Origin of the sequence: Rhodococcus sp. LB1 (assembly GCF_001583455.1) — a bacterium.
GTDB classification, from domain to species: Bacteria; Actinomycetota; Actinomycetes; order Mycobacteriales; family Mycobacteriaceae; genus Rhodococcus_F; species Rhodococcus_F opacus.
The window spans coordinates 1-11968 of the sequence record NZ_LTCZ01000423.1; the positions used below are offsets into that span (position 1 = coordinate 1).

Below are 11968 nucleotides of genomic sequence, written 5' to 3' on the forward strand. Positions count from 1 at the left end.
AACGCCATGGCGTTGATGTTCTGAGTGACCCACTCGCGGCTGGTGAGGAAGTTGACCTGGTTCCTGCTCAGTGCGGGAACTGCGCGCCAGATCAGGAAGATGCCGATCGCGGCGATGAGGATCGAGATGAAGATCGCCGAGGTGGTTGCGAGGGACTTGAAGATCCGGTCCCCCGGCCTGGCGACGGACTTGCCGCGCGGTGAACCTGTCGGAGTCGGGGTTTCGGCCTTGGTGGTACTCAACTCGGCCTCCGGGGTGCCGTTCGGACCGCCCACCCCGACTCCGCCAGAAGCGGAGTCGGAGGCGCGAGGTGCTGATTCGATGTGCGCTTCACTCATCTGCGCTCGCAATCTTTCCTGGTCAGAATATCGAGTCATGGGCGGGTCCGAACGACTAACGGTGTGATCAGCCGATGGCGGCGACCGACGCGTTCAGCTTCTCCTTCATGGAGTCGGGCAGAGGCACGTAACCCTGCTCGGCCAGGTTGTCCTGACCCTCGTTCGCTGCGCTGGTCAGGAACGACTTGACCGCTGCGGAGGTGTCGGCGTCGTAGCCCTTCGAGCACACGATCTCGTAGGTGGCGAGCACCAACGGGTACGCACCCGCTTCCTTGGTACCGAAGATCGAGCCGAGGTCGAGGGTCAGATCGCCCACACCCTCACCCTTGAACTGAGCACCCTCGATCGCCTTCGCCGCGGACTCGTCGGACAGCGCGACGGGGCCGGAGCCGGTGTCGATCTGTGCGGCAGACAGCTTGTTCTGGTCGGCGTAGGACTTCTCGACGTAGGTGATCGAGCCCGGAGCGGAGGCCACTGCCTGCGCGACACCGGCCGAACCCTTGGCGCCCTCACCGATTCCGCCGGTGAAGTCGGAGCCGGCACCGGTGGTCCAGGCGCCGTTGGAGGCGGCCGTGAGGTACTGCTGGAAGTTGTCGGTGGTACCCGACGAATCCGAGCGGATGATCGCGGTGATGTCCTGGTCCGGCAGGGTGGCGCCCGGGTTGAGCGCGGCGATGGCCGGGTCGTTCCACTTCTTGATGGTGCCGTTGAAGATCTTGGCGGTCACCTCGCCGTTCAGCACCAGGTCCTCGACGCCGTCGAGGTTGTAGGCGACAGCGACGGGTCCGAAGACGAGCGGAAGGTTCCAGGCCTCGCCGCCGACGCAACGGGCCTTGGCCTGCTCGGCCTGCTCGGCCTTGATCGCCGAGTCGGAGCCGGCGAAGTCGATCTGGCTCGCGATGAACTGGGTACGTCCGTCGCCGGAACCGCTGGGGTTGTACGCCAGGTTGACGGTCTTGCCCTTTTCCTGGCAGACGGAGATGTAGGTGGAGACGAACTGGTCCATGGCGTTCTTCTGGGCCGACGAACCGGCCGAGGAGAGGTTGGCCTTGCCCTCGCACGTCGCGTTGGACGACGCTGCGTCGACGCCGCTCGACGCCGCGTTGTTGTCGCTGCCACACGCGGCCAAGGTCATGGCACCCAGGGCCACTGCACCGAGCAGGGCGCCACTGCGCTTGAGATTCACCTAGTCCTCCGGAAATACCGTCTCGCCCGCGATCGGGCGGCGACATGAGGTGCGTTTCGTTGAAATCTGCACCAGGCAACACGGCGCTGCCCACGGAGAAACCTAGGGGTAGCTAATGTCCAGTTGGACCACGATCGGTGAACGGAAGGTGAACAGACCGAGCATTTGTCCACATTTCCGAGACGAACAACAGGTGCGGCAGTAGAGGAACGCCTCAGGCGCGGGCGTACGCGACGTCGGTGTGGAACCGCTCGAACCCGAGACGGTCGTAGGTGTGCAGCGCCGACGCGTTGTCGCCCTCGACGTAGAGCAGCACCGCACCGAGCCCGCGGTCACGCAGGTAGTGCAGTCCGGCGAGCGTCAGCAACCGGCCGAGACCACGCCCCTGGGCGTCGGGGCCGATCGCCACCACGTAGACCTCTCCGATGGCCGGCTCGTCGCCCTGCTTCGGGTGCACCTTGGTCCAGTGGAATCCGAGCAGTCTCTGCTCGTCCGAAGCGGCGAACGCCATGAACAGTCCGGACGGATCGAACCAGGCCTCCGAACGACGCTCAGCCATTTCGCGTTCGGTCCACGACCCCTGCTCGGGATGCCACGCGAAGGCGGCAGCATTGACCCGCAACACCTCTGGATCGTCCTCGACGCCGCGGTACTCGCAGAGTGAAATATCTTCCGGCACAACAAGTTCTGGGAGTTCCGCATCGACGAGCGGACGCCGGAGCTGCAGAAGTTCGCGCGCACCGGTCAGCCCGAGGCGCTGCGCCACCGCCTGCGCCGCAGGCAGATTTCCGTGCGCCCACACGCGGGCGTCCGGACCACCCTCGGAAAGGACCTCGGTGACCAGCCGGCCACCGATCCCCCGGCGACGCGCCTCGGGGTCGACGGCGAGTTCGGCCATCGCGGGATGATCCCCGTGACCCGGCTGCAGCTGCGCATACCCGACGATCCGATCGGCGTCGGTCTCCACGAGATGACGGACACCGGCGCTACCGGCGCCGGACACGGCGTGCACGCCCTGCTCCGACACCGGGGCGGTTCCGTCCGCTGCCGTCGCGCGTTCGAGCAGGGCGGACACGTCCGCGGCCTGCTTGCCGTCGAGTCGATCAGTCCAGGACTGCACCGGAGCACTCACTAGATCGCCGGCCCTTCCGCGGATTCGAAGTCCGCGTCGTCGGCGTCGAGGTCGTCGACGGGCGGCACCGGCGCACCCGACTTGCTGCGGGTGGGACGGACGGCCTTGTAGCCGACGTTGCGGACTGTACCGATCAAGGATTCGTACTCGCTGCCCAGCTTGGCGCGCAGACGACGCACGTGGACATCGACCGTGCGGGTACCACCGAAGAAGTCGTATCCCCACACCTCCTGCAGCAACTGCGCGCGGGTGAAGACGCGACCCGCGTGCTGTGCCAGGTACTTGAGGAGTTCGAACTCCTTGTAGGTGAGGTCGAGGGGGCGGCCGCGCAGACGGGCCGTGTACGTGCCCTCGTCGATGACCAGCTCGCCCAGCGTGATCTTGCCGGAGGCCTCCGGGCTGGCGACGCCGCCGGTGCGTCCGACCAGCAGTCGCAGGCGGGCGTCCACCTCCGCCGGTCCGGTGCCCGGGAGCAGGATGTCGTCGAGGCCCCAGTCCGAATTGACCGCGACCAGGCCACCCTCGGTGAGCACCGCCACCACGGGAACCGCGGAACCCGTGCTGCCCAGCAGCCTGCAGAGGCCGCGAGCGGCCGCGAGATCGGTGCGCGCATCCACCAGGGCGACGTCGGCGGAGCTCGCTTCCAGGAGAGAGGACACCTCCGTCGGGGCAGGCCGCACCGAATGCGCCAGCAGGGCGAGGGCAGGCAGCACTGCCTCGGGGTTGGGGTCGGAGGTAAGAAGCAGTAGCTCCACACAGCCTCCCATCTCGTCGCCGTCGTACCCGGCCGGCCGACGGATCGTTCATCCGCCGGTCCAGGTAGATCGACACTGAAGGTATCGACACTTTTGTCGGTGACAGAGTAGCGCGCCGCCGTCTGCGTTCGTTGCACCGAACCCCCGGCAACCGGCGCGGAGGTTGCACCGACACTCCCCCGACCGGTGTCCGTCACAATGGGGCCGTGCGGAAACTCATCATCGGAATCGTCTTCCTCGTGGCTCTCGGTCTCGTCGTCGACTTCGGTTCGGCGGCCTACGCGGAGTACCGGGTGTCGCGGGAACTGCGGGCAGGCGCGTCCCTCACCGCGGATCCCGAGGTGACTGTTCACGGCTTTCCGTTCCTCACCCAGGCGTGGGACGGAAAGTACGAGAACATCGAGATCCGCGCCCAGGGAGTACAGAGTGACGTCGTGGGTGAGGTGACGATCGAGTCCACCCTCCTGGGAGTCTCCGCGCCGCTGTCCGACCTCGTCGACGGCTCCGTGAAGACCCTTCCGGTGGATCACCTGTCCGGCCGCATGCTCATCGATGCCACCGACCTGGGACGCTTCCTCGACATCCCCGACCTGCAGGTTTCGGCTCCGCCGGCCAGCAAGTCGGACGGCACCGGCGGCTCCGGCGGCTCGGGGATGCCGACCGCCGGCGGCGTCGTCCTCACCGGCACCGTCCCCGTCGGGCCCATCGAGACCACCGTCAGCGTGCAGGCCGACCTGGTACTCGACGGCGGTCAGGTGAAGATCGTCGCCAGCGACTTCTACTTCGGGCCCGAAGGCCACGCCGACTTCACCATCCCCGAGCCCCTCGCCCCCGCGATCCTCGGCCTCTTCACCCGGACCATCGACCCCCGGGAACTCCCGTTCGGCGTCCAGCCGACGGAGGTCTACGCGGAAGGCTCGCAGATCGTCATCGAGGGCGTCGGCAACAACGTCACGATCGACCTGAACGAACTGCAGAGCCGATGACAGGAATCACACTGTTACTGACCGCACTGTTCGCCGCCGTCGTGTTCGGGCTCGTCTGGCGACGCCGCCAGGGGACGGTCCGGAGCACCGGCGAGGCTTCCGCGGTCGTGACCGACCAACGACGACTGCTCCTCGAGGCGGCGGGCGTCGGGCCGGGGTCGCCGGAGCATGCTCGCCGGGCCACCGTTCTCCACTTCTCCGCCGACTGGTGCGGACCCTGCGCGGCGGTGCGCAGGGTGGTGGGACAGGTCGTCGCGGACCTCGCCGGCGAGCCGGAACCGCCCGTCGAAGTGGAGGTCGACATCGACGAGTATCCCGCTCTCGCCAAGGAACTCGGCGTTCTGTCGTTGCCGACGACGTTCATTCTCGACGCCGACCTGCAGCAACGCTTCCGGGTGTCCGGAGTGCCCGCCGCGACCGACCTGCGGGCCGCGCTGGGACCCCTCACCCGGCCCCCGGCTTCAAATTCCTGAAGAACCGGGTAAACTCGTCGTCGTGCAATCCAGCCACGAGCTCATGCTCACCCGTCGCCGCACAGTAGACCTGTGCCGCCTCGGGGCTTGTTGCTGTACCTGTTGCTGATCACCAGGGCTGTCGCTTTCTGCTGACACCGCGGATTCCGCGCACGTGATCGAACCCCCGATGACGACGTCTTCCGTCGTCGTTCGGCGCCAGGCAAGCATTCAGGACTCACCGCAGGAGCACTTCTCATGTCCACAACACTCGAGCTCGAGCAGGTCGACGTTCGTGGCCCCCGGTTTGCCGCCTGGGTCACCACCGCTGTCCTCGTCGCCGTGCTCGTCGTGTCGACGTTTTCGCTGGTCGCAGCAGGAATTCTGCTGGCGCTGCAAGCGGTCGTCTTCGCGGCAGGCGCAGCCACCGGACCGCGACGCAGCCCGTACGGCCGGATCTTCGGCACCCTCCTCGCGCCGCGACTCGCTCCGGTGAGTGAACGCGAACCGGTCGCACCGCTCCGCTTCGCGCAGCTCGTCGGCTTCGTCTTCGCCGCCGTCGGCACCGTCGGCTTCTTCGCCGGCTCCGGCGTCGTCGGTGCCGTGGCCACCGCATTCGCCCTGTTCGCGGCGTTTCTCAATGCTGCGTTCGGCTTCTGCCTCGGCTGCCAGATCTATCCACTCGTCGCACGCTTCCGCACCGCGGCCTGAAAGTTTCACACCGAGAACCACTGCACGATCCACCCGACACAAGTAAGTACACATCGAAAGGAACACCATGGCTCGCTCCGATGTCCTAGTCTCCGCCGACTGGGCTGAGCAGAACCTCAACGCCCCCAAGACCGTTTTCGTCGAGGTGGATGAGGACACCAGCGCATACGACGGCGGCCACATCGAAGGCGCCATCCGCCTCGACTGGCGGAAGGACCTGCAGGACGGCGTCCGTCGTGACTTCCTGAACCAGCAGCAGTTCTCCGATCTCCTGTCCGCCAAGGGCGTCGCCAACGACGACACCATCGTTCTCTACGGCGGCAACAACAACTGGTTCGCGGCGTACGCGTACTGGTACTTCAAGCTGTACGGCCACCAGGACGTCAAGCTCATCGACGGCGGCCGCAAGAAGTGGGAGCTCGACGGACGTCCCCTCTCCAAGGAGACCGTCACCCGCGAGGCCACCCAGTACAAGGCCGACGCACCCGACCTGACGATCCGCGCGTTCCGCGACGAGGTCATCGACTCCATCGGCAACAAGAACCTCGTCGACGTGCGTTCGCCCGACGAGTTCTCCGGCAAGATCCTCGCCCCCGCGCACCTGCCGCAGGAGCAGGCGCAGCAGCGTGGACACGTCCCCACGGCCATCAACATCCCGTGGAGCACCACCGCAAACGAGGACGGCACCTTCAAGTCGGACGACGACCTGGAGAAGCTGTACTCGGAGAAGGGCTACGACGAGTCGAAGCCCACCATCGCGTACTGCCGAATCGGCGAGCGCTCCAGCCACACCTGGTTCGTGCTCAAGGAAATCCTCGGCAAGTCCGACGTCAAGAACTACGACGGCAGCTGGGTCGAATACGGCTCACTCGTCGGCGCACCCATCGAGTTGGAGGTTCACTGAGCCATGTGTGGAGCACCTGTACAGACCCAGACCCTGCCCGCGGGCGTCGACGTCGAGAAGGAAACGGTCATCACCGGCCGCGTTCTCGCCGCTGACGGCCAGCCGATCGGTGGAGCGTTCGTGCGTCTCCTCGACGGCGGCGGAGAGTTCACCGCCGAGGTCGTCGCCTCGGGCACCGGAGACTTCCGCTTCTTCGCCGCTCCCGGCGAGTGGACCGTGCGTGCACTGTCCAGCTCCGGCAACGGCACCTCGACGGTGAGCCCGTCGAGCGCAGGCGTGCACAACGTCGACGTCACGGTCGGCGAGTAGTCACCAGCCGACGACACCAGAAGGGCCCCGCTCCGATCCGGAGCGGGGCCCTTCTGTCGTGCGGGATCTACTTGCCCGGCGCGGCTGGAATGGTCTCGCCGTCCTTCTCCGACTGCGCGAGCGCGGTGATCCAGTCGACGACCTTCTCGCTCTCCCAGTACCAGGGGTCGTTCGGATTGTTGTTCCAGTAGAACAGGTGCTGAATGAAGCCCAGGAAGATGTACGGCTTGATCACCAGTTCGAAGACATCCCTGTTGTCCTCGACGAACCCCGGGCCCTCGTCCGCGAGCTTCGCCTTCACGACCTCCGAACCGGGACCCATCGCCCAGTTGAGCGCCTCGACGATCTGCTCCTGAGACACCTGCACGTTCCGGTCCGGGCCGTCGGGGTCGTAGGTCCGGTCGGCGACCTTGCGGAGAACGTCCAGGAAGGACTCGTCGGAGGCGAACCAGTCTTCGTGGGTGACGATGTGCACGATCGACCGCGCCGCCATGTTCGTCACCGCATTCGCGAAGTCGGAGACCGTCTGGCCCGGGTTCAGCAGGGTGAAGTGCATCTGTCCCAGCACCCCGAGCGCCAGTTCGAGGACGGCGATCTCCTGCGGCGCGTCGCACGCGATGTCGTAGGGGCGGCACGCGTAGATGATCTTGCCGTCGAGAGCGCCGTAATCGGCCGGCTCCGACGACATGAATCCGCCTCCTGGCGGGCCGGGTTCGCCCATCGAGGGGGTGCCCGCGGGACGGTACGGGTCGCCGATCAACGCGACGCCGGCGATGTCGTCGGCGGTAACCAGAGCATTGCTGTCGCGGTGGCCGAGTTCGCGCGACACCCTTTCGACCACCTCCGCTCCGACGCTGTATCCGAGCAGCACGTACTTGGTGTCGTCGCCGCACTTCGCCTTGTTCTCGTCGAGGATCCTGTTCGTCGACGCGACACCCGCAGCCATCGAATCCTGGTATGTCGGAACGGGTTGCAGCAGACCCAGGCCGTACGTGGAGGGGTAGGGCACGTACATCCACCCCACCGTCCCCGGATCGTCTTTGTTGGCCTCGCCGGTCGGCACCGTCACGTTGCCCACCCAGTTCGACCAGAGCTGCCGGTTCTCGTCTGTCAGAGGGTTGCGGTCCTCCGTCGAGTCGGTGGCGCCGGACACGGCGACGATCATCACGTCGGGGCAGTCGGCGGCGTAGTTGTTCGGATCGACACGGTCCGTGTCGGCACTCCCCGAATCTGCGCTTCCCGAGCCCGCGCTCCCGGTGTCCGGCGCAGCGACGGCGAGGCCGGGAGCACCGAACGCCGACACGGTCAGCAGCAGCACCGTCGCCGCGATCGCGGCCCGCACCGGACCGGTGACGGCAGTACTCGATCGAAGCATGGGACCTCCGGGAGGGACGGGAGACGAGACGACCGCATGAGAATGTTCGGAACCGACCGGGTGGTCGCCTTCGAGAAACCGTAGCCTCAGTGACGGTAAGCCGCCTCCCGTTTCGACCGTTCGACGGGTTCGGTTTAGGATGTCCCCGTGGTTATCTTCTTCGAGGTACTTCTTGTCCTTGCCGCCGTGTTGATCACGTGGTTCTCGCTCTACACGATCTACCGCCTGGTCACCGACGAGTCGTGAGTCAGAACCCGGACGCAGGCGCAGATCCGCCTTCCGAGCACCCGACTACGAGCGCGCCCGCTGGGGACACCCCCACCGTGCGTCGTGGTAGCGGTGACGCAGCTGTCGCGGACGCCATCGAGCGTTCCAAGACGACGGCGTCGCGGAACATCCCGCAGCTTCCGGACCTTCCGCTGCCCGAGGACACCGCAAATCTGCGGCTCGGCCCGGATCTGAACAACGAACTCCTCGCAGTGCTGCCCCTCGTGGGTGTGTGGCGCGGTGAAGGGGAAGGCCACGACCCCGATACAGGCGACTACCCCTTCGGGCAGCAGATCATCGTCTCCCACAACGGTGGCAACTACCTCAAGTGGGAATCCCAGACCTGGGTTCTCGACGCCGACGGCGAATACGTGCGCCCCGACCTCCACGAGACCGGCTTCTGGCGGATCAGCGGAGACGGCATTCCCGGCAGCACCAACGAGGAAGTCGTCGAACTCCTCCTCGCCCACAGCTCCGGCATCGTCGAACTGTTCTACGGCCAGGCCCTCACGCAGTCGTCGTGGGAGCTCGCGACCGACGTCGTGATCCGCAGCACCTCCGGTGTTCTCGTCGGCGGCGCCAAGCGCCTCTACGGCATCGTCGAGGGCGGCGACCTCGCCTACGTCGAGGAACGCATCATCGCCGACGGTGAGCTGCGTCCCCACCTCTCCGCGCGGCTGTCCCGCTACGTTGGCTAGGCGTGCGCTTCGCGCCCGTGAGTACTTATTAACCACGGGCGGTTGACAAGTACTCACGGCTCCGGTTATCCACAACCTGAGGTTCATCCACAGGTCAATTGAATTCGGCCTGTTTCGGGCGAATCCTGTCGGTCGCCGTGCGCACCGTCGCGTCCATGACGACTGCGACGATCGACTTCCGGCCCGAATTCCAACGCGTTCTCGACTATCAGCACGGCCTCGTCACGGCCCGGCAACTGCGCGGACTGGGTATCTCGACCCGGCAGATTCAGCACATGGTGGAGTCCGGCCAATGGTCGGCGGTTCTGCACGGCGTCTACGCCGTCACGAACGGTCCGCTCGACCGGCCGATGAGGCTGTGGGCGGCGCTGCTGTTCGGTGGTCCCCGAGCGATTCTCAGTCATCGGACTGCGGCCGAGGAGTGGGGGCTGATGCCCGTCGACCCTGACGGGCCGATTCACGTCACCGTCCCCTACGGATTGTCTGCGGAGCCGCAGGGACCGACGTATCGGAAGGTCGGCCGGCGATCCAACCGTCCCGTGCCCCGCGAGGGCGATCTCCTCCACCCCGGGGTCGTGGTCCACCGATCGCGGGCGCACGCCCACATCCTCGTCCCGACGCTTCCGCCTCGAACGTCCCGGGCCGACACCGTCGTCGATCTCGCTGTCGCGGAGCCGTCGGCGGTGGCGGCCGCACGGGTCCTGGTATCAGCGGTCACCGGCAGCGACATTCCGGTCCACGAGCTGCTCCGACGGATCGAGCAGCGTCCACCGCGCAGATACCGCAGGGCTCTCACCGACGCGCTGACGTTCGTCTCCGGCGGGGTCCAGTCGATTCTGGAACACCGGTACGCGGTCGACGTCGAACTCGCGCACGGATTACCGGCCGCCCGACGACAGTCGCCGGTTCTCGTCGACGGACGAACCCTCTACGAGGACGTGGACTACTCGGACAGCGGCGTTCCGCTCCTCGTGCGGCTGGACGGACTGCGGTACCACTCGTCGCGGTCGGTGGCGCTGCGCGATCGTCGTCGCGGCAACGCGGCGGAACTCGCCGGAAAGGCGACGCTGGTCTACGGCTGGGATGAGGTGACGCGGCGCTCGTGCGAGGTCGCGGCCGAGGTGCGGACGGTGCTCGAGCGGGGCGGCTGGAGTGCGCCGAACCCGTGCCCGCGCTGCCGTGAGTACTTGTTAACGTCGGGCGGTTGACAAGTACTCACGGGCGCGGAGCGCACAACGGCCCCCGAGCCTTCCGGTGCTTGTGCACCGGGTCCGATCTGGACCAGACCGGGGGCTCGGGGGCCGGGTAGCTGCCTGGGATTCGCTCGCCGCTCGCGCGGTCAGTGAATTCCGTCAGCGGTAGCGGCTAGCTGGCAGCCACCTCACGTGTCCGTCTGTCATTCAATTTCAGACCACCTCCTTCCTCGTGTACTGAAGAAAGTACGCCGCACGCACGGAGTCGGCAACGCATTTTCGCTCTCAGCTTTCTCCACCCGTATCACCAGGTCAGCGCTGGTATCCTCCGGAAGCTGGTGAGTGACCACCACGACGGTCCGCTGCGCAGACACCAGTCCGCCGTCGCGCGCGAGCAGTCGCCGGAGCAGGTCGGCGCCCGCGTCGGCGTCGAGGTGTTCGGTCGGTTCGTCCAGCAACAGCACTCGGGCGGGCGACAGCAGCGCCCGGGCGAGGAGCAGGCGGCGACGCTGCCCACCGGACACCGCCCTGGCACCGCCGGCGAGGGTCGTGTGCACGCCCTCCGGCAGCGCCGACACCCATCCCCCGAGCCCGACGGACTCCAGGACGGTCAGCGCCTCCGCGTCCTGGATGTCGCCGCGCGCCACCCGCAGATTCTCGAGGACGGACGTGTCGAAGAGGTGTGCGTCCTCCGCGAAGAATCCGACGTTCCGGCGGAGAGCCTCGGACCTGACGCTGTGCAGGTCGAGTCCGTCGACCCGCACCGTCCCCGTCACCGGCGGGAGCAACCCGGCCAGGGTCATCAGCGTGGTCGTCTTCCCGGACCCGCTGCCGCCGACGATCGCGACTCGGAAGCCGGGCCGCAGGTCGAGGTCGAGCGGGGCGGTGGCCTGCCCTCCGGGCCAGCCGCACCGCAGGTCCTTCGCGACGACCTCCGCGGGCCCGTCCAGTTCCCGGTCGCCGGGGTGCGGATCCGCGACGGCGGCGTCGAGCACGACGAGTATTCGGCGCGACGCGATCCGCGCCCGGGTCAGCGCGACCGCCGCGGCGGGCAGCGCGACCGTGGCCTCGAACGCGGACAGCGGCAGGAGCACGAGGATGCCCAGCGCCATCGGGCTCATGGTCCCCGACGAGTAGAGGTCCATCCCGATCAGCAGCGACGCGATCACACTCACGCCCACCGCGAGTGGTGTGGCGGCGTCCGCGAACGCGCTGGGGGCGGCGGCGCGGTCGGTGGCCGCGACCGCGGCGCGTTCGGAGCGGACCGCCCGCGACACGGTCCGGTCGAGGCGACCCGCGACGCGGAGTTCCGCGGCGTGATCGAGCGCGGTGACGGCGTCCTCACTGAACCGGGCACGCGCGTCGGCGCCGGACGTCTCCGCCAGGCGGGCGGCCCGCGCGGACAACCAGGGCGCCGCGACCCCCGACACCGCGAGCGCCACCGCGAGCACGACCGCCGAGGCGGGCGAGATCACCGCGAGGATGCCGACGGCGGCCACGGCCAGGACGACGGACACGGCGATGGGGACGAGCGCGCGGACGACGACGTCACCGAGGGTGTCGACGTCGGCCCCGGTGCGGGCGAGCAGTTCGCCGCGGCGCAGGCCGGCAGCGGCCGCGGGGTCACCGTCGGCCAGCCGCTGGTACAGCTGGGTGCGGGCG

The 11968-nt window shown here is 67.5% G+C and carries 12 protein-coding genes and 1 pseudogene; 7 read left to right on the forward strand and 6 right to left on the reverse strand.

Features of this window, described 5'->3' with window-relative positions; all coding sequences use genetic code 11:
• The 4 genes and pseudogenes from AZG88_RS43455 to AZG88_RS43470 form a co-directional block, all read right to left on the reverse strand.
• A pseudogene (locus AZG88_RS43455) lies at nt 1-338 on the reverse strand (phosphate ABC transporter permease subunit PstC); the annotation flags it as partial.
• A 67-nt stretch (nt 339-405) separates the two neighbouring features.
• On the reverse strand, nt 406-1524 hold the full coding sequence (gene pstS / locus AZG88_RS43460; RefSeq protein WP_005244346.1) for a phosphate ABC transporter substrate-binding protein PstS: 1119 nt from the start codon (nt 1522-1524) through the stop codon (nt 406-408).
• 214 nt (nt 1525-1738) lie between these two features.
• Nucleotides 1739-2656: a mycothiol synthase gene (mshD, locus tag AZG88_RS43465; RefSeq protein ID WP_061701178.1), complete on the reverse strand. Its 918-nt coding sequence runs from the start codon at nt 2654-2656 to the stop codon at nt 1739-1741.
• Nucleotides 2656-3411: a winged helix-turn-helix transcriptional regulator gene (locus tag AZG88_RS43470; protein ID WP_025431875.1), complete on the reverse strand. Its 756-nt coding sequence runs from the start codon at nt 3409-3411 to the stop codon at nt 2656-2658. The genes mshD and AZG88_RS43470 overlap by 1 nt, the downstream gene beginning before the upstream one ends.
• 206 nt (nt 3412-3617) lie before the next feature.
• Here AZG88_RS43470 and AZG88_RS43475 point away from each other — a divergent pair, with 206 nt between their 5' ends.
• The 5 genes from AZG88_RS43475 (at nt 3618) to AZG88_RS43495 (ending at nt 6773) form a co-directional block, all read left to right on the forward strand.
• The gene (locus AZG88_RS43475; RefSeq protein WP_005244349.1) at nt 3618-4397 is read left to right on the forward strand and encodes an LmeA family phospholipid-binding protein; all 780 of its coding nucleotides are present in this window, start codon (nt 3618-3620) and stop codon (nt 4395-4397) included.
• Nucleotides 4394-4870 (forward strand): thioredoxin family protein, encoded by a 477-nt coding sequence (locus tag AZG88_RS43480; RefSeq protein WP_061701179.1) that lies wholly within the window; start codon nt 4394-4396, stop codon nt 4868-4870. Before AZG88_RS43475 ends, AZG88_RS43480 begins: the two co-directional genes overlap by 4 nt.
• Nucleotides 4871-5107: 237 nt before the next feature.
• A complete protein-coding gene (locus tag AZG88_RS43485; RefSeq protein WP_005244351.1) occupies nt 5108-5560 on the forward strand; it encodes a DUF4395 domain-containing protein in 453 nt (150 codons plus the stop codon).
• 67 nt (nt 5561-5627) lie between these two features.
• Entirely contained in the window at nt 5628-6464 is an 837-nt protein-coding gene (locus AZG88_RS43490; protein WP_061701180.1) for a sulfurtransferase, read from the forward strand.
• Nucleotides 6465-6467: 3 nt separating this feature from the next.
• On the forward strand, nt 6468-6773 hold the full coding sequence (locus AZG88_RS43495) for a DUF1416 domain-containing protein (protein ID WP_005244353.1): 306 nt from the start codon (nt 6468-6470) through the stop codon (nt 6771-6773).
• Nucleotides 6774-6840: 67 nt separating this feature from the next.
• Here the strand turns inward: AZG88_RS43495 and AZG88_RS43500 are convergent, their stop codons facing one another.
• Complete coding sequence (locus AZG88_RS43500) at nt 6841-8148, reverse strand: cutinase family protein (protein ID WP_061701181.1); 1308 nt, start codon at nt 8146-8148, stop codon at nt 6841-6843.
• Between the two features lie 242 nt (nt 8149-8390).
• Between AZG88_RS43500 and AZG88_RS43505 the strand changes: the two genes are divergently transcribed.
• Entirely contained in the window at nt 8391-9113 is a 723-nt protein-coding gene (locus tag AZG88_RS43505; RefSeq protein WP_005244359.1) for an FABP family protein, read from the forward strand.
• Nucleotides 9114-9211: 98 nt separating this feature from the next.
• Nucleotides 9212-10321, forward strand: a complete 1110-nt coding sequence (locus AZG88_RS43510) for a type IV toxin-antitoxin system AbiEi family antitoxin domain-containing protein (protein WP_061701182.1) — start codon at nt 9212-9214, stop codon at nt 10319-10321.
• A 188-nt stretch (nt 10322-10509) separates the two neighbouring features.
• Here the strand turns inward: AZG88_RS43510 and cydC are convergent.
• A partial coding sequence (gene cydC, locus AZG88_RS43515; protein ID WP_231914405.1) for a thiol reductant ABC exporter subunit CydC occupies nt 10510-11968 on the reverse strand: 1459 nt, incomplete at its 5' end.